The organism is Bacteroides sp. L008 (assembly GCF_040812255.1).
Classification (GTDB): domain Bacteria; phylum Bacteroidota; class Bacteroidia; order Bacteroidales; family Bacteroidaceae; genus Bacteroides; species Bacteroides vicugnae.
The window spans coordinates 2,941,598-2,959,275 of record NZ_JBFNXO010000001.1; the positions used below are offsets into that span (position 1 = coordinate 2,941,598).

At 40.6% G+C, this 17,678-nt stretch carries 15 protein-coding genes and 1 pseudogene; 7 read left to right on the top strand and 9 right to left on the bottom strand.

The window, feature by feature from the left end:
- Positions 1-20: 20 nt before the first annotated feature.
- From AB3G73_RS11650 to rpsF, 6 genes are all read right to left on the bottom strand, one after another.
- Positions 21-1,508: a Gfo/Idh/MocA family oxidoreductase gene (locus tag AB3G73_RS11650; protein WP_074559144.1), complete on the bottom strand. Its 1,488-nt coding sequence runs from the start codon at positions 1,506-1,508 to the stop codon at positions 21-23.
- Positions 1,509-1,520: 12 nt separating this feature from the next.
- Positions 1,521-2,633 (bottom strand): Gfo/Idh/MocA family protein, encoded by a 1,113-nt coding sequence (locus AB3G73_RS11655; RefSeq protein WP_074559145.1) that lies wholly within the window; start codon positions 2,631-2,633, stop codon positions 1,521-1,523.
- A gap of 238 nt (positions 2,634-2,871) precedes the next feature.
- On the bottom strand, positions 2,872-4,536 hold the full coding sequence (locus tag AB3G73_RS11660; RefSeq protein WP_148365222.1) for a DUF6377 domain-containing protein: 1,665 nt from the start codon (positions 4,534-4,536) through the stop codon (positions 2,872-2,874).
- A gap of 82 nt (positions 4,537-4,618) precedes the next feature.
- Entirely contained in the window at positions 4,619-5,062 is a 444-nt protein-coding gene (gene rplI, locus AB3G73_RS11665) for a 50S ribosomal protein L9 (protein WP_004299330.1), read from the bottom strand.
- A gap of 14 nt (positions 5,063-5,076) precedes the next feature.
- Complete coding sequence (gene rpsR, locus AB3G73_RS11670; protein WP_002562536.1) at positions 5,077-5,349, bottom strand: 30S ribosomal protein S18; 273 nt, start codon at positions 5,347-5,349, stop codon at positions 5,077-5,079.
- 2 nt (positions 5,350-5,351) lie between these two features.
- Positions 5,352-5,696: a 30S ribosomal protein S6 gene (gene rpsF, locus AB3G73_RS11675; RefSeq protein ID WP_004306610.1), complete on the bottom strand. Its 345-nt coding sequence runs from the start codon at positions 5,694-5,696 to the stop codon at positions 5,352-5,354.
- Positions 5,697-5,856: 160 nt separating this feature from the next.
- Between rpsF and AB3G73_RS11680 the strand changes: the two genes are divergently transcribed.
- Both AB3G73_RS11680 and AB3G73_RS11685 read left to right on the top strand, forming a co-directional pair.
- Positions 5,857-6,303, top strand: coding sequence for a MarR family winged helix-turn-helix transcriptional regulator (locus AB3G73_RS11680; RefSeq protein WP_004299328.1), 447 nt, complete (start codon positions 5,857-5,859; stop codon positions 6,301-6,303).
- Between the two features lie 140 nt (positions 6,304-6,443).
- Complete coding sequence (locus tag AB3G73_RS11685; protein ID WP_167511779.1) at positions 6,444-6,620, top strand: hypothetical protein; 177 nt, start codon at positions 6,444-6,446, stop codon at positions 6,618-6,620.
- A 78-nt stretch (positions 6,621-6,698) separates the two neighbouring features.
- On the opposite strand, the gene AB3G73_RS11690 is transcribed toward AB3G73_RS11685, so the two are convergent.
- The 3 genes from AB3G73_RS11690 to AB3G73_RS11700 form a co-directional block, all read right to left on the bottom strand.
- Positions 6,699-7,400, bottom strand: a complete 702-nt coding sequence (locus AB3G73_RS11690) for a response regulator transcription factor (protein WP_004299326.1) — start codon at positions 7,398-7,400, stop codon at positions 6,699-6,701.
- Between the two features lies 1 nt (position 7,401).
- On the bottom strand, positions 7,402-8,958 hold the full coding sequence (locus AB3G73_RS11695) for a sensor histidine kinase KdpD (RefSeq protein ID WP_074559146.1): 1,557 nt from the start codon (positions 8,956-8,958) through the stop codon (positions 7,402-7,404).
- Positions 8,959-9,303: 345 nt separating this feature from the next.
- The gene (locus AB3G73_RS11700; protein ID WP_074559147.1) at positions 9,304-11,460 is read right to left on the bottom strand and encodes a translation factor GTPase family protein; all 2,157 of its coding nucleotides are present in this window, start codon (positions 11,458-11,460) and stop codon (positions 9,304-9,306) included.
- Positions 11,461-11,845: 385 nt separating this feature from the next.
- Here AB3G73_RS11700 and hemW point away from each other — a divergent pair, with 385 nt between their 5' ends.
- The 5 genes and pseudogenes from hemW (at position 11,846) to AB3G73_RS11725 (ending at position 17,673) form a co-directional block, all read left to right on the top strand.
- On the top strand, positions 11,846-12,976 hold the full coding sequence (gene hemW, locus AB3G73_RS11705; RefSeq protein ID WP_195359016.1) for a radical SAM family heme chaperone HemW: 1,131 nt from the start codon (positions 11,846-11,848) through the stop codon (positions 12,974-12,976).
- Between the two features lie 19 nt (positions 12,977-12,995).
- Positions 12,996-13,550 (top strand): RNA polymerase sigma-70 factor, encoded by a 555-nt coding sequence (locus AB3G73_RS11710; protein ID WP_074559149.1) that lies wholly within the window; start codon positions 12,996-12,998, stop codon positions 13,548-13,550.
- A gap of 87 nt (positions 13,551-13,637) precedes the next feature.
- Positions 13,638-14,071 (top strand): annotated as a pseudogene (locus AB3G73_RS11715) (hypothetical protein).
- A gap of 27 nt (positions 14,072-14,098) precedes the next feature.
- Entirely contained in the window at positions 14,099-14,983 is an 885-nt protein-coding gene (locus AB3G73_RS11720; protein ID WP_195649135.1) for a FecR family protein, read from the top strand.
- Positions 14,980-17,673, top strand: coding sequence for a carboxypeptidase-like regulatory domain-containing protein (locus AB3G73_RS11725; protein WP_367744983.1), 2,694 nt, complete (start codon positions 14,980-14,982; stop codon positions 17,671-17,673). Before AB3G73_RS11720 ends, AB3G73_RS11725 begins: the two co-directional genes overlap by 4 nt.
- The last annotated feature ends 5 nt before the right edge of the window (positions 17,674-17,678 follow it).

Here is a 17,678-nt window from a genome sequence, read left to right on the forward strand (position 1 = left end):
TTTTAATTTTTAATTTACTTTTATCTCGGCATATCAGGAAGTCTCCAACCGTCACGATAAGTATGTTTCACTAATTCAGCAGCAAACTGTTTCGCATTAATCGGATCAGTCCATGTCTTATCAAATGTCGGATGACCATCATGAATCTTGAATCCGTCTTTGATAACGGTACGGATCGTTTCGTTATCACCGATATTCGTAAAGCACATGTTAGCTCCATCCCATTCAAGAGTCTTATTCAGCGCTTGCAAACGAATAGCCAATACACCCATTGCTACCATTTCATTCATGGGTCCGGCTTCTGAGAAATCAGACTTAGTCATGATACGGTTAGATTTATTTTCTTTACATGCACGTACCCAGTCCATCTCGTGCCCACCGTTCATAGCATTAGGAACACGACGACAAACTTTTGGCGCATTTGGTTTACGACCAGAAAGCAACCAAGGATTCTGTCCATAACATCCGCAAATCAAAGTATCTTTCGTTCCGTGGAAAATAGTCAAACCACCACCACTCTGCATCAGTTGTTTTCCTTCCGGGAATCCTTTCGGACGTTCAGGCATCATACCGCCATCGTACCAATGTACTTCCACTTCAGGCATAGCTACTTTCGGCATATTTTCACGAGCAGGGAAAATCATTTTCACATGCTGTGCCTGCGGAGCACAAGCATTCAACAATAAAGTAGATGATCCTTCCACTTTGGTAGGATATTGCAATTTCAATGCTCTAAACGGCTGATGCAAAATATGGCAAGCCATATCACCTAATGCACCTGTTCCGTAATCCCACCATCCACGCCAGTTCCAAGGATGATAAATAGCATTGTAAGGATTCATTTTAGCAGGACCTGTAAACAAATCCCAATTCAATGTACTAGGAATACGGTCTACACCTTCAGGAACATTCAATCCTTGCGGCCAAATAGGACGGTCTGTTGCACATTCCACCTTAGTTATATCACCGATTTCACCATTCCAAATCCATTCGCATACCAAATCCGTACCTTCGTCTGACGAACCCTGATTACCCATCTGAGTAACAACACCTGTTGAAGCAGCTAAATTTGTCAATAAACGAGATTCATAAACAGAGTGGGTCAACGGCTTCTGACAGTACACGTGTTTTCCCATTGTCATTGCATCAGCAGTGATGATAGCATGAGTATGGTCGGCAGTTGCAATAATCACACCATCGATAGATTTACCCATTTCTTCATACATCTTACGATAGTCCCAGTATTTTTTAGCCTTGGGGAATTCGTCGAACACACCTTTTGCATACTTCCAATCCACATCACAAAGAGCCACAATATTTTCAGTGCCCTTCACGTGATTAATATTGGCATGTCCCATACCACCAATACCCACGGCTGCAAGATTCAGTTTGTCAGTAGGCGAAATATGCCCGTGGCTCATACCTAAAATAGTACTGGGAGCAATAGTAATGCCTGCTAAAGCAGCAGCCCCCGTTTTGAGAAACTTTCTCCTCGAAATGTTTGACATGATTTTATTTATTTAAGGGTTAATAATCTTTGGAAGGTTGCCATGCAACAATCCATATCCATTTTTCATGTTTCTTCTTCGCTCGCGTATTTGCTCCAGAGTGCGCAAATTACCAATAGCGGGCAAATCGTGTTTGCGTGTGTCTTTTAAGAATGTCCACGCATATTCGGATGCAATGGCCGAATCGCGCATAGACGGCAAGCGGGAATTGCGCTTTCCGGTTTCTACCGAATCAGCAAACAGGTCACACAACACGTCTATATTCTTGCCACCGAAAGGTTTCTCCACACGAATGGTCTGATTGACACCGTGCAGATCAACAACAGCGGTATTGAAATCATGCGTCATACGCACAACTCCTTTGGTACCTATAATATCCACATACGAATTATGTGTCTGGTCTTTAGATAATTGTCCATAAACAAAGCCCTGAGTAATATCGAAGACTACGCCATTTTGGAAAGTTCCGTGACATTGTACCCACCAAGGATCTTTATAATTCCACATATTCACTCCCTGCGCATTCCATGTTCTATAATCACAGCCTGCATACCAACGGGTAATATCGACGTAGTGCATTCCACAATCATGGAAAGCAGGTCCCTCGTACTCATGACCTTCGCCCGGTGCCAAACCGGGAGTCATGTGGCAAATACGGATAATAGCCAGTTCTCCGATTTCTCCCTGCTCGATATACTCTTTCATCAGATTATGATACCAGGAATTCCGCAGATACAAGTTTACTGCAGAAATGAGGTTGGTGTTTTCTGTCATCTCCACGACCTTCCACTCATTTTCCATGGTATCTGAAATAGGTTTTTCTGAAATAATGTGTTTGCCGTAGCGAATAGCTTTTTCTATTTGTTCCATCCGTGAGTCGGCCAAAGTGAAAAGACCGACTACCTGTACACTTTCATCCTCAAAAATTTTTTGATTATCTTCTACTATAAGAGATTCAGGAGATAACTTCTTAGCCAATTGACGTGATTCCGGATCAGTATCGCAAATATAAGCAATATTCCATCGCCCACTTTTTGTCATCGCTTCCCAATAGAATCTTCCCATTCTACCAAAACCGATAATTCCAACTTTAATTCTCGTGTCTACTGAAGATTGCGTGTTCATAATAAAACATAGTGAATTTAAGTACAAATAATAGATAAAGTATCAATTTTCACCATCAAGCTGATGAGTAAAAAACTGATATTGCAAATCTAGCCAAATAAATAACGGCTTATTTGACTTACACTACTTTATGTAGATAGTAAATTAACATTTTACACTATTAATCAAGCACTTAACACTTTAAGTATATCAAAAAAATGTAGATGATTTGGAAAGGAGGTCAGCAGTAAAATAACAATTATGTCTCTTGTGTTGAACTAATTTTCATAATTTCGTTCTCAAATTCATCTCTGTCGACAGCAGCTTTATTTCTCATCTTCGTACGATAATTATAAACCGTACTTGTAGAGCACCGAAGGAAGTTCGCTATCTTCCCACTATCCGTAATACCCAAACGTAATAAAGCATAAATACGAAGTTCCCTATTCAATAAAGCATCCGGCTTCAAAATAATCTTCTCTTCATCTTTCAACAAAGCATTAAAATCAGAAACAAAAGTAGGATATAAACCTAAAAAGACCTTATCAAAACGGGCATACAGTGCACTAAGCTCTTCATCAATAAGCGCAGACGACTTCAGCTTCTTAATCAACTCGTCATAGTACTTATTAATAGCTATTTTATACAGCATATTCTGATACTTTTCCATTTTGTGGATATAGCTAAAGCACACATCGAAGAATTCAGCTATATAATATTCCTTTATGCCATTAATTTCACACAATTGATTATTGGTGTCATTCAGCTGGCTGTTCATACTATTCAGTTTATTGTTCAGCCGCAGAAGTTCCTCATTACTCTGCGCCAATGCCTGCTTTATTTTCAACGTTTTCTTCATCTGAATATAGATGAAAACAACGAGCAGAATCAAAAGAAAAAGGATAATACTTGTAGAAATAAGAAAAGTAGTCAGATGCGATCTCGATTTAGCCTGTTCCGCCTGATAGGCAGTATTGATAATCGAATTGAATTTATAGATTTCGATTGCACGAAAATGAATACCGGAAGAAATTACATCATCAATAGCGGACTGTGTAAATTTAAAAGCATCGGCCAGATTCTTCTCTTCGTATTGTATCAACGCAAGAGATTGAAGAGAGGCATTTTCACGCGTTGCATTCCGGGTATCGGCAATCGCCGACAACATCAGATATTTCTTTTCCTCATCATATTTCTTCTGATGATGACACAATCTGGAATACGAATGAGTAATCATGGCATAATTAGGCGTTCCCACCTCCTCGATATCCAACAATTCCTTAAAAATTTCCTTCGATTTTAAGGTATCACGCCAGATATAATAAGAAGCTTGTGACATCCGGTAATCCCAGGAAGTATGATCTATGAGAGCAAACAGTGAATCCTGATAAGCAGATTGTTGCTTTCCATACAGATTGTTGGCAACAGAAATGGAGTAATGCCCCCAGAAACTGGAGTAAGTCTGATAATAGTCTATTAATAAATCTTTTGGAAGTTCTGACGTCTTTATACTTTTCAAAATAATCTCAGCTTCGCGGAATCTGCCACACATCGAATACAAAAGACTAAGATTTAAAGATGACTGGTTGGTGAAATAAGGTTTATTCAACTGGTGGGAAATCTCGATATTGCGATCGACATAATGAATGGCAGAATCAATATGAAACTTTTTATACTCGCTATATAACCGTAAATTGATTCTATACTCCCCTTCAAGAGTCAAACCGGGACTTTTCAACATACATTTTATCCGGTTTATTCTCTCCTCTTTCTTTTGAACATAGACATGTTTCTCATCTATCACTCTACGCAAAGAATCCGTCAATAGTTTCAACTCATCATTCGCATAAAGGACACTGCCAATTCCCAAAGCAATCAGCAGAAGCAAAAACCTCTTCTTCAGAAAACAACAGTTGAATTTCATAATAGTAATAGCAAAGATAACAAAAAAAAGCGATTCATCCATTCAGAACAAATCGCTTTTTGTATATGAAGTAAATTTGCTCTTATTCAGCAACTACTTCGAAAGGAATTTCTACCGAAACTTCCTTGTGAAGTTTAACAATAGCCTTATAGCTACCAACTTCTTTCACAGCGTCTTTTACAACGATGATCTTTCTGTCAACTTCATGACCCAGCTTAGACAATGCCTCAGCAATCTGGATGTTACCAACAGAACCGAAGATAGTACCGGTTGAGCTAACTTTAGTTGCAATAGTCAAAGAAACGCCTTCCAACTTAGCAGCCATAGCCTCAGCATCTTTCTTGATTTTCTCAAGTTTGTGAGCGCGCTGTTTCAGTTCTTCAGCCAACATTTTCTTTGCAGAAGGAGAAGCGATGACAGCTTTTCCAGTCGGGATCAGATAATTACGACCGTATCCGGATTTCACGTTTACGATATCGTTCTTATAACCCAAGTTTACTACGTCTTCTTTCAATATAATTTCCATACTTTTCCTCCTTCTTATTTCATCATGTCAGTTACATAAGGCAGCAATGCCAAGTGACGAGCTCTCTTCACAGCCTGCGCGATACGACGTTGGAACTTCAAAGAAGTACCTGTAATACGACGCGGAAGGATTTTTCCTTGTTCATTCAAGAATTTCTTCAAGAATTCAGGATCTTTGTAGTCGATATACCTAATACCACTCTTTTTGAAACGGCAGTATTTTTTCTTCTTAACATCTACTGACGGCGGAGTCAAATATCTGATTTCTGATTGAACTTGTTGTGCCATGATTAATCCTCCTTTTTGTTTGATTTAACACTTCTTCTTTTTGCAGCGTATTCAGCAGCATACTTATCCATCTTGAAAGTCAAGAAACGGATTACGCGTTCATCACGACGGAAATTAAGTTCCAGCTTGTCAATTACAGTAGGATCTGCATTGAACTCAATCAGTTGGTAAAAACCTGTAGACTTCTTCTGAATTGGGTAAGCCAATTTCTTCAGTCCCCAGTTTTCTTCATTGATAATCTCAGCACCTTCAGCTTGAAGAACGCCTTTGAATTTTTCTACCGCTTCCTTCATCTGAACGTCAGACAAAACGGGAGTTAAAATGAAAACGGTTTCGTATTGATTCATACTTCGTTTAATTAAATAAATAAATTATTTGATTTTAAATGCGGGTGCAAAGTTAGACATTTTATTTTGAACTACAAATATTTAATCTTTTTTTGTATCCGAAGATAGGATTTATCCGGGAAGTGACTTACCTTTGCAAAGTTGTTTAAACAATAATTTCATGATAGAGCAATTTAATTTCGATATCCGGCTTATATTCGCCATACTAAATGGCAAAGTTTCCGCGGCAATCAACCGGAAACTGTACCGTAACTTCCGTCAGAACGGGCTGGAAATCAGTCCGGAACAATGGACGGTACTCATTTTTCTGTGGGAAAAAGACGGTGTTACACAACAAGAGTTGTGTAATGCAACTTTTAAAGACAAACCCAGCATGACCCGTTTGATAGACAATATGGAACGGCAGCATCTCGTTGTGCGCATTTCCGATAAAAAAGACCGCCGTACCAATTTAATCCACCTGACTAAAGACGGAAAAGAACTGGAAGAAAAAGCACGCGTTATTGCCGGCCAGACTCTGAAAGAGGCTCTTCATGGCATCACTCTCGACGAATTGAGCATTGGTCAGGAGGTACTGAAAAAGGTATTCTATAATACGAAAGATTAAGCAGAAGAACAGAACTTAAAATCATAAAATCCACTAAATCGTGCATTTATAATGGAATTTTTATCCAAATAATTTCGCCCGTTAAAGAATTATGCTTTAATTTGTGACTGGAATATTATAATCTATTAAAATACACACGCATGAAAGGCTTATTAAAGAACTTAGGATTGATATTAATCTTGGCCGGAGTAGTCATCCTGTTGGCTTGTTCCTTTACAGGAAATGTAAACAACAACGCCATCCTGGGTACTTCAGTAGTACTTGTAGTACTGGGACTCATTTCTTATATTATTATTAATAAGAAAATCGCAGATTAATTTCGCAGAAATCAATAAAAAATCCCGGAAACGAATGTTTCCGGGATTTTTTATTTGTAGTCATCTCAAATGCGATTATTAAGATTCAACTTCCGGGGTAATCAGCTTATAGCCTTTTCCGTGGATATTGATAATCTCGATAGAATCATCTTCTTTCAGATGCTTACGCAGTTTCGTGATATACACGTCCATACTACGGGCATTGAAATAGTTATCGTCGATCCAGATTGTTTTCAAAGCAAAGTCACGTTGCAAAATCTCATTTGCATGTGCACAAAGCAATCCGAGCAGTTCAGATTCTTTGGTAGTCAGTTTAGTCTGTTTGCCTTCTGACGACAGAATTTGTTTCTGTGTATCGAAAGTAAACTTACCAATCTTATAGATATTGCTTTCTTTGTTCTTCTTTCCACGAACACGTCTCAAGATTGCTTCAATTCTGAACGTCAATTCTTCCATACTAAACGGTTTAGTGATATAATCATCCGCACCGATTTTAAATCCTTCCAGGATATCTTCTTTCAGCGTTTTAGCAGTCAGGAAGATAATAGGTATTTCAGCATTTGCTGCACGGACATCCTGTGCCAGTGTGAAGCCATCTTTTTTAGGCATCATTACGTCGAACACGCACAAGTCATATTTATTCTTCAAGAAAGCCTTATAACCGGCTTCTCCATCAGGATATAACTCAGCAGAATAACCTTTTGCCTGTAGATATTCTCTTAAAAGCATGCCAAGATTTTCGTCATCCTCGCATAATAAAATACGCAGTTTCTCGTCCATATCAATTATTTTTTAATAAAGGTAATGCAATAATAAATTTAGTTCCCACGTTCAGGTCACTTTCCGCCCGGATGGTTCCCTTATGATCCAATATAATCTTCCTCACATAAGCCAATCCCAGTCCAAAGCCCTTCACATCGTGCAGATTACCCGTATGTACACGATAGAACTTTTCAAATATTTTTTTCAGGTTCTCCTTCTTGATACCAATACCGTTATCCTGTATCGAAATCATCAGCTTACCCGACTCATTCCACGTTCTCACTTTCAGCTCCAGATCCTCTTCCGGTTTCTTGTATTTCACCGCGTTATCCATCAGATTAAAGATTACATTTGTAATATGCATCTCATCTGCAAATATAACAGGATCGGTAGCCTCAAGGTTCGATGTTATCTTACCATTATATCGTTCCACTTTCAGAGCAAAAGTATTGACAACACCTGCAATCAATTCATTCGCATCGATCTCCTTCATCTTCAAAGTTGCCTTCTGACGTTCGAACATCGACATCTGGAGCACCTTTTCCACCTGGAAGCGCAAGCGCTTGGTTTCATCATTAATCACTCCCGATATATGTTGGAACATCTGCGGTGATTTTCCTACCGCGGGATCTTTCAACATCTGTGCTGCCAATGAAATGGTAGATATCGGTGTTTTAAATTCGTGCGTCATATTATTGATAAAGTCATTCTTCATTTCCGTCAGTTTCTTTTGCCGGAATACGATATAAATCGTAAAGATGAATGTCACTAACAATACCAGCGTAAATATCAGCGACGGAATCATGAAACTGATTGAGTCAAAGATATAATCTTTCTTACCCGGAAAGTGCACTTTCAATATGCTCATTTTCGCAGGCGGATCATTCTTGAACAATGCCTGCTGATAAGCGTCTTCACTTCCCTTTGCGTCATAATCCGCACAACGATAGACCTCCCTACCGTCTTTGTCAATCACCGTAAAGTGATAAGGCAAGTCTATACTATTATTATATAAGCTCGATTTCAGATAGTCATCCAGTTCTTTGAACCGTACTCTGTCTCCAATCGATTTGTCACTCCCCCGATAAATCATCTGCCAGGCCACTTCATCGAGTAACGCCCGTTGATACATATACCGGTTCTTGATGGCTTCCACTAATGAACGCGAAGTTTCCGGAATGGTCTTTGTTCCCCTGTAAGGAGAAATCATAGCCTTTGGAAGCTCGGAGGGCTTAGTGGTCATCACTTTCAGCTCAAAATCCGAATATACCTTTCCATCCTTAGACTTCACCGTGAACCGTTGCGTTTGCTGAATCAAGTTGTCTTGTTGTATGGAAGCGTTATTCGCAATCAGTGCTTTTCTTTCCGCTTCTGAAATATCTTCGATCAACCAACGTCTAGTCTCTGCATATTCCACATCCTTGGAAACCTGATCCAGGCTATTGCGTACAGCCGAATCAAACTGTTCCTTACGGGTTTTCATCATTTCCTCGATATAACTAACCTGCAAATACAGCAGACTAAGGAAGGAAAGCCCCATTACAATACCTAATATCCAAATTGTTGACTTCTTCATAGCAACAAAATTAACACTCCCTAATTAACACTCCTAATGCATTAACTTGATTTAACCGGAACTTCCCGGAAATTAACCGTAAGGAGCTATTTAGGTTGTATTCTGATTACTACAACAATAAAAGCCCTCCTTTGGTTTGCAAATTTAATAAAAAATTAAATCTTTTCCTTGCGTTTTTCCATCTTTATTAATCATAGTTAAACAAAAACTGCCCCCTTTTACTTAAAAAAGGGAACAGTTTTAACGTTTAAGTTGATAGTCTATAAGCAACAGATAGTAAATAACGAATATGATAATAAGTTTTCCATCAACTATCACATATCATCTATCAACTATCATTTATCTTTATTCTTCAATTTGTTTAGCTTCAAAATCCTTCATCAACTTATCCTGAACATCTGTCGGAACAAGCTCATAACTAGAGAACTTCATAATAAACGAAGCACGTCCGCCGGTGAGTGAGCTAAGAGCAGTAGAGTAAGAAGACATTTCTTTCAAAGGTACTTTAGCAACCAGTTTCTCAAAACCTTTTTCGCTACTCATACCCATAATCATGGCACGACGTCCCTGAAGATCTCCCATTACATCTCCCATCCTATCAGACGGAACAAACACTTCTACATCATAAATCGGTTCCAGAATTTTCGGACCGGCATTCTTGAAGGCTTCACTAAAGGCATTACGTCCGGCAAGCATAAAGGAGATTTCATTAGAATCTACCGGATGCATCTTACCATCGTAAACAATGACACGCACGTCACGAGCATACGAACCCGTCAACGGACCTTGCTCCATACGAGACATAATACCTTTCATAATAGCAGGCAGGAAGCGTGCATCGATAGAACCACCGACAATACTGTTGATAAACACCAGTTTACCACCCCATTCCAATGGTATCTCTTCCGTACCTCTCACGGTAATCTTAAATTCCTGTCCATTGAACTTATACGTATCGGGCACAGGCATACCTTCTTTATAAGGTTCTACAATCAGGTGAACTTCACCAAACTGACCGGCACCACCGGATTGTTTCTTATGACGATAGTCAGCGCGAGCGGCTTTTGTAATCGTTTCACGATACGGAATCTTCGGTTCTTCGTACTTCACCGGAAGTTTTTCGTTGTTTTCCAAACGCCATTTCAATGTACGAAGATGGAATTCTCCCTGTCCGTGTACCAAAGTCTGCTTCAACTCCTTTGACTGTTCGATCACCCAGGTAGGATCTTCTTCACGCATACGGTTCAGAATACTCATCATCTTTTCCACATCCGCTTCATTCACCGGCTTGATGGCACGAGTATATTTAGAATTCGGATATTTGATAAAGTTGAATTTATAGTCGCAATCCTTACCGTTCAGTGTATTACCGGTTTTCACATCTTTCAGTTTCACAGCAGCACCGATATCACCTGCTTGCAGCTCTTCCACCTTGACGCGGTTACCACCGGCTACCACATAAATTTGCGCAATACGTTCCTTCGAACCACGGTCGGCATTCAGCAAGTCGTCTCCTTCATGAACTTTACCGCTCATTACCTTAAAATAGGAAACTTCACCGATATGCGGCTCCACGCTGGTCTTGAAGAAATAAAGAGATTCCGGTCCGTTACTATCCGGAGCCACCTCTTTACCTTCGGTATTCTGCACCTTCGGCATTTCAGAAACAAAAGGAACAACGTTACCCAAGAATTCCATCAAGCGGCGAACGCCCATATCCTTACCTCCACAAACGCAAAATACAGGGAACATACCTCTGGCGACCAATCCCTTACGGATACCTTCGCGCATTTCATCTTCTGTAAGAGAATCTTGTTCAAAAAATTTCTCCATCAGATTTTCATCATTCTCGGCAGCAGCTTCTACCAATGCTTTGTGCATCTCCATAGCCTTATCCATTTCTTCTGCCGGAATATCTTCGATGGTCGGAGCCCCTCCTTCGGGTTTCCACGAATATTTCTTCATCAACAGCACGTCGATCAGCGCATTAAAGCCCGGACCGGTAGCTATTGGATATTGAATAGGAACAACCTTAGAGCCATAAGCCTCTTTCAACTGTTCGAGGATATTATCATAATCGCATTTTTCATTATCAAGCTGGTTGACTAGAAAAATAACAGGTTTATTCAGCTTTTCTGTATAACGGAAGTGATTTTGCGTACCGACTTCGACGCCGTATTGGCCATTAAGAAGAATGATTGCTGTGTCGGTCACATTTAGTGCAGTTACTGTACTGCCTACGAAGTCGTCCGATCCCGGACAGTCAATAATATTAAGTTTTTTATTATTCCATTCTACATGGAGAACGGTGGAGAAAACGGAGTAACCATACTCTTGTTCAACAGGGAAATAATCGCTAACAGTATTCTTTGCAGCAACAGATCCGCGACGTTTTATAACACCACTCTCGAAAAGCATCGCTTCCACGAGAGTGGTTTTCCCAGAGCCAGAACTTCCCAACAAGGCAATGTTCTTGATTTCATTAGTCTGATATACTTTCATAATATATAAGATTTTAGTAATTACTCAGTATGTTTCTCACATACCATTAATTTTGTGATGCGCAAATTAGGGATTAATTGGGGGAAAAGCAACACTTATGACGGTGTTACTAAACAATGTTATGTAACACATCTTTAACATAAACATTTTTTGCTCGCTCATAATTTAATTTCTATACGAACCACCATTCAATAGTATATATGCATATAATATTTAGACTGCACAAACGGATTGTTCAGCACCCGGGTCTCAGGCATACCGACACCCGGGTGTCAGACAACTTATCTATGCAACGCCTCATAAGAATGATTTCAGTCAATAAGATTTTTTGTTATATCTGATAATAATCTTACTTTTACAGCCACTAAACTCAAACGGCACAACTATGGCAGGTATCTATCTTCATATTCCTTTTTGTAAAACACGGTGCATCTACTGCGATTTCTACTCAACCACCCGTAGCGAGCTCAAAACCCGTTATGTACGAGCACTTTGCCAGGAGTTAGCCATGCGGAAAGACTACCTGAAAAGAGAAGATATAGAAACCGTTTATTTCGGTGGCGGAACCCCGTCTCAATTGGAAAAAGAAGATTTCGAACAGATATTTGATACGATCCGGACACATTACGGATTAAGCCATTGGCAGGAAATCACATTGGAAGCCAATCCCGACGATCTGACAAGTGAATATCTGAAAATGCTTTCTTCGCTCCCTTTCAATCGCATCAGCATGGGAATACAGACTTTTGACGATCCCACTCTCAAACTATTGAAACGTCGTCACAATGCCCGTACAGCTATCGAAGCTGTTCACAGATGTCGGGAAGCCGGTTTTCAAAATATAAGCATCGATCTCATCTACGGATTACCGGGAGAAACCAAAGAACGATGGGAGAATGATCTTCGTCAGGCTGTCAGTCTGAACGTGGAGCACATTTCCGCTTATCATCTGATTTACGAGGAAGATACACCTATATATAATATGTTAAAACAGCATCAGATATCGGAGGTGGACGAAGATTCCAGTTTAGATTTTTTCACGTTACTGATAGAGCATCTGCAGAAAGCGGGATTTGAACATTATGAAATTTCGAATTTCTGCCGTCCGGACAAGTACTCCCGCCACAACAGTTCTTACTGGAAAGGAATACCTTATCTGGGGTGCGGACCGTCGGCACATTCTTTTGACGGGATGACACGGGAATGGAATGTTTCTTCCATCGATACATATATAAAAGGTATAGAGGAAGACAGCCGTGCTTTTGAAATAGAGTATCTGGACCAGACGACCCGCTACAATGAATTTATTATCACTACCATACGTACAGTATGGGGAACACCTATAGAAAAGCTAAAACAGATGTTCGGCAATGAGATGTGGGAGTATTGCCAGAGAATGGCTGCGCCTTATCTGAAAAATGGGAAACTGGAAGAACACGACGGAGCCTTACGCTTGACTCGCGAAGGTATTTTCATCTCCGACAGTATAATGAGGGATTTACTTTGGGTAGATTAACAAAACAAACAGCAAGCCGATGACCGAATCAGAAGTTAGAAAGTTATTGCGGCAAATGAAAGAACTGGATTCGCAAACTGCTTTCCGGAACTTTTACAATATGACTTACGACCGCCTCTTCCGCATTGCCTACTACTATGTGAAACAGGAAGAATGGTCGCAGGAAATCGTTCTCGACGTATTTCTGAAACTATGGAAACAACGTAGCAATCTACTTGATGTGAGAAACATCGAAGATTATTGTTTCATTCTCGTCAAGAATGCTTCGCTCAATTATCTGGAAAAAGAATTAAAACACACTTACATTCATCCCGATTCTCTGCCGGAGCCACAGGAACAGAGCTATTCGCCGGAAGAATCACTCATCAGTGAAGAATTGTTTGCTCTTTACGTAAAAGCACTCGACCGGCTTCCGGAGCGTTGCAGGGAAGTATTCATTCGCATCCGTGAAGAAAAACAGAGTTACGCACAGGTAGCGGAGGAATTAGGTATCAGCACGAATACAGTGGACGCACAACTTCAGAAAGCAATCACACGACTCAAAGAGATGATTAGCCGGGCAGAAATAGATTAACAATTATTTAGAAAAGGAGCGTAGGGAGTTTCTGTCAACCTCCGGTCTTTATCAACAAATAAATCAATCACCTAAAAGACAGAAAAAATGAAAAAGCTAAATGACGCAATCATTAGAATCTTTGCCTTTCTATCAGTTTGTCTGTACCTGTTTTCATGCAACAATGATAACGACAATTTCCCGAAGGACTATGCAGGATTCGAACATTCGAAGGAAACAATAGAATGTGAAAGCGGTAAATCCGAATGTGAGTTGAAAATTAAAATTGTTGCAACGGAAAAAACGAAAGAAGACCGGACGGTAATACTTGCTACGCCCACTCTTTTAGCAGGACAAGCGGCAGTCGTACAGCTGACAGAAAAAAAGTAATCATCAAAGCGGGTAAGAAGTCGGCTACGACTATTCTAAAAATCTATCCTAAACAGATGATATTGAAGAAGCAGAATATCACTTTATCCTGTACTCCCCAGTGGAAAGAAGGCGGAATCAGTAAGTTGACCATTCTGTTGATACGAAAATAACAGATCAAGAGTAATACGGAAAAAACTATGAAATTTACCGATACGGAATTAGAAGAAATACTGTACAAGCTCGTCGCTTCCACGCGTTCACCGCGAGGACGGTTTTCAGCAACAGCCAGTTACCCGAAGCTGGAGAAAAGACTGAAGTCACATACCCGGCGTCTGATGCTGATACGTACCTTCTCGGCAGCAGCGGCAGTAGCTCTACTTTGCCTATCGACGTGGACAGCCTATTTATATATACAACCAACCACCATACAAACGATTTCCACCTTGGCAGAGACACGCACGGTCTGTCTTCCCGATGGCAGTACAGTGACACTCAACCATTATTCTTCACTTTCTTATCCGGAAAAGTTTAAATCGGACAAGCGGGAAGTGGAACTCAATGGGGAGGCTTATTTTGAAGTAAGCAAGAAGAAAGAACATCCGTTTATCGTGCAGACTGAAACGATCGACATTCAGGTATTGGGAACCCATTTCAATGTAGATGCATATCCTGACAATCCGGATGTAAAGACAACGTTATTGTCCGGCTCGGTAGCAGTCAGCAATAAAAGCAAGTCTGTTCGTATGATTTTGAAGCCTAACGAGATTGCTATATATAATAAGGTGGAAGAAAAACTCACTCGTAAAGTTCTAGCAAATGCAGAAGATGAAATTTCCTGGCGACAGGGAGAATTTATATTCGATGATCTGCCTTTGCAGGAAATTGCCCGCGAACTGTCCAACTCATTCGGAACGACTATCCATATAGCCGACACAACTTTGCAAAATTACCGGATCACAGCACGATTCCGCAATGGAGAAGATCTGGAGACTATTTTATCTGTATTACATAACGCCGGTTATTTCAACTACTCATTAAACAATAAACAGATTATTATTACTACTAAACCAGACTTAAAATGAAAACTATTCACCAAGGCCACCTGCCTGTCAGAACCATTGTTCTGATAGGTATGGTGCTCTTTATCACCGCCCAGGTACACGCACAAAACGCAAATGCCCGGCTTACATTAACACTACGAAATGTGACATTGAAGGAATTCACCAAAATAATTGAAAACTCAACCGGTTATTCCTTTATATACAGCGAAGAAATCAATATCAAACATAGAATCAACCTGAAAGTTAAAGAAAAGCCCCTGCACGAGATACTTGATATTGTATTCAAGGATGAAACAATCAGTTACCAGTTCTCCGACCGCTATATCCTGCTGCAAAAAAAGAAAAAAACTAAAAACGTAAGCCGCAAGTTTACCATCAGCGGATATGTCACTGACGGAACGTCCTCCGAGACGTTGATTGGAACAAATATCTTTGAGAGTCATCAGAATCAGGGAACTACCACCAATCCTTACGGTTTTTACAGCATCACTCTACCTGAAGGAGAGACCAGCCTGCGTTTTTCCTATTTAGGCTATGCCACAGAAGTTTGTCAGTTCATTCTCTCGCAGGATACATTGATGAATATACGTATGCAAGGAAATACGCAATTGCAGGAAGTTGTTGTTGTCTCGGACCGAGCGGAAGCAGGAGCCATGGCTACACAGATGGGGTCTATTGAAATCCCTATAACACAAATTAAAAGTACTCCGAGCATACTGGGAGAAGCTGATGTCATGAAAGCTATCCAGCTCATACCTGGCGTACAGGCAGGTGTAGACGGTTCTGCGGGATTGTATATACGTGGCGGTAGTCCCGACCAAAACCTAATCTTGCTGGATGGAGTTCCGGTATACAATGTAGATCACATGTTCGGATTCTTCTCGGTTTTTACTCCCGAAGCAGTCAAGAAAGTGATGCTATTCAAAAGTTCTTTTCCGGCACGCTTTGGCGGTCGGCTTTCTTCGGTAATCGATGTTCGTACTAATGATGGAGATATGCAAAAGTACCACGGTATGCTTAGTATCGGATTATTGACCAGCAAGTTCAATCTGGAAGGTCCGATTGTGAAGGGGAGAACATCCTTTAATATCTCTGCCCGACGCTCCTATCTTGATTTACTTGCCAAGCCATTCATGCCCGATGACGAAAAATACAGCTATTATTTTTATGACATAAATGCCAAAATCAACCATAAGTTTTCCGACCGTAGCCGTCTCTTCTTAAGCATATACAATGGTAAAGACCACTTCGCCACTAAATTTGACGAAAACACCGACAATGAAGACGGTTCTAAAATGAACTGGGGAAACACCATTGCCTCTGCCCGGTGGAACTATATATTCAACAACCGACTGTTCAGCAACACAACAGTCGCCTTCAACAATTACGAGCTTGGCATCCATTCATACATGACCAATCAATTCTTCGGATCAACCGAAAATAAAGTCAACAGATATTCCGCTGACTACCGTTCCGGCATTCAGGACTGGAGCTATAAGATAGACTTCGATTTCAACCCCAGCCCTATCCATCGCATAAAGTTCGGCACAGAATATATATACCATATCTTCCGCCCGGAAGTCATGACATCCAAAATTTCAGATCATACCAGCAAACAGGTCGGACAGGAGAAAACATACTACAGCATAAACAACAACCCTCTATACGCACATGAAATATCAGCTTATGCGGAAGATAATTTCAGACTCAACACACGTTTCCGGCTGAATATGGGCGCCCATCTTTCTTTATTTCATGTACAGAATAAAAGCTACTTTTCCTTTCAGCCACGCATATCCGCCCGTTATCAGTTGGTGAAGGATATTGCCCTGAAAACATCTTATACTCAAATGAGCCAGTACGTACATCTGCTTTCATCCATGCCCATCAGTATGCCGACTGATTTATGGGTCCCTGTAACCCAAAAAATCAAACCTATGCAATCCCACCAGTTTTCCCTAGGCGGATATTATACGGGAATCAAAGGCTGGGAATTTTCGGCAGAAGGGTATTATAAGGCTATGCGCAATGTGCTGGAGTACAAAGACGGAGTCAGTTTCTTCGGCACTTCGGCAGGCTGGGAAAACAAAGTGGAGATGGGAAAAGGGCGTTCGATGGGCATTGAACTTATGGCACAAAAGACTGTCGGCAAGACTACAGGATGGCTATCCTATACCCTTTCTAAAAGTGACCGCAAATTCGCCAAAGGCGGCATTAACAACGGAGAACGGTTTCCGTACAAGTACGACCGCCGTCACAGCATTAACCTAACGATCAACCACCAGTTCAACGACCGCATCGACATCGGGGTTTCCTGGGCGTTCTACACAGGGGGAACAAGTACTATTCCCGAAGAAAAAACTGCAATTATCCGTCCTAACGACGGTATAAACAACGGTTCGGGCGGAGGATGGATAATCCCTTACGAACCCAGCTTTACCAATACATCTCCCACTATCGGAGAAACTAACTACGTGGAGCACCGGAACAACTTTCGCCTACCTGCAAGCCACCGGCTCAATATCGGCATCAATTTCAATAAAAAAACCAAGCATGGGATACGAACTTGGAATATCAGTCTATACAATGTGTATAACGCGATGAATCCTGCATGGATTTACCGAGCTCACAATGAACAAGGAAAAGGTGTCATCAAGAAATATACATTATTACCTATAATACCCTCGTTTACTTATACTTATAAATTCTAAACCGA

What these genes read in the sequence shown, in the direction of transcription:
- AB3G73_RS11655 (WP_074559145.1), bottom strand. Translation starts at nt 2,633, where the DNA reads ATGAACACGCAATCTTCAGTAGACACGAGAATTAAAGTTGGAATTATC.
- AB3G73_RS11700 (WP_074559147.1), bottom strand. Translation starts at nt 11,460, where the DNA reads ATGAAAGTATATCAGACTAATGAAATCAAGAACATTGCCTTGTTGGGA.
- AB3G73_RS11685 (WP_167511779.1), top strand. Translation starts at nt 6,444, where the DNA reads ATGAAAGGCTTATTAAAGAACTTAGGATTGATATTAATCTTGGCCGGA.
- AB3G73_RS11660 (WP_148365222.1), bottom strand. Translation starts at nt 4,536, where the DNA reads ATGAAATTCAACTGTTGTTTTCTGAAGAAGAGGTTTTTGCTTCTGCTG.
- hemW (WP_195359016.1), top strand. Translation starts at nt 11,846, where the DNA reads ATGGCAGGTATCTATCTTCATATTCCTTTTTGTAAAACACGGTGCATC.
- rplI (WP_004299330.1), bottom strand. Translation starts at nt 5,062, where the DNA reads ATGGAAATTATATTGAAAGAAGACGTAGTAAACTTGGGTTATAAGAAC.
- AB3G73_RS11680 (WP_004299328.1), top strand. Translation starts at nt 5,857, where the DNA reads ATGATAGAGCAATTTAATTTCGATATCCGGCTTATATTCGCCATACTA.
- rpsR (WP_002562536.1), bottom strand. Translation starts at nt 5,349, where the DNA reads ATGGCACAACAAGTTCAATCAGAAATCAGATATTTGACTCCGCCGTCA.
- AB3G73_RS11695 (WP_074559146.1), bottom strand. Translation starts at nt 8,958, where the DNA reads ATGAAGAAGTCAACAATTTGGATATTAGGTATTGTAATGGGGCTTTCC.
- rpsF (WP_004306610.1), bottom strand. Translation starts at nt 5,696, where the DNA reads ATGAATCAATACGAAACCGTTTTCATTTTAACTCCCGTTTTGTCTGAC.
- AB3G73_RS11690 (WP_004299326.1), bottom strand. Translation starts at nt 7,400, where the DNA reads ATGGACGAGAAACTGCGTATTTTATTATGCGAGGATGACGAAAATCTT.
- AB3G73_RS11725 (WP_367744983.1), top strand. Translation starts at nt 14,980, where the DNA reads ATGAAAACTATTCACCAAGGCCACCTGCCTGTCAGAACCATTGTTCTG.
- AB3G73_RS11720 (WP_195649135.1), top strand. Translation starts at nt 14,099, where the DNA reads ATGAAATTTACCGATACGGAATTAGAAGAAATACTGTACAAGCTCGTC.
- AB3G73_RS11650 (WP_074559144.1), bottom strand. Translation starts at nt 1,508, where the DNA reads ATGTCAAACATTTCGAGGAGAAAGTTTCTCAAAACGGGGGCTGCTGCT.
- AB3G73_RS11710 (WP_074559149.1), top strand. Translation starts at nt 12,996, where the DNA reads ATGACCGAATCAGAAGTTAGAAAGTTATTGCGGCAAATGAAAGAACTG.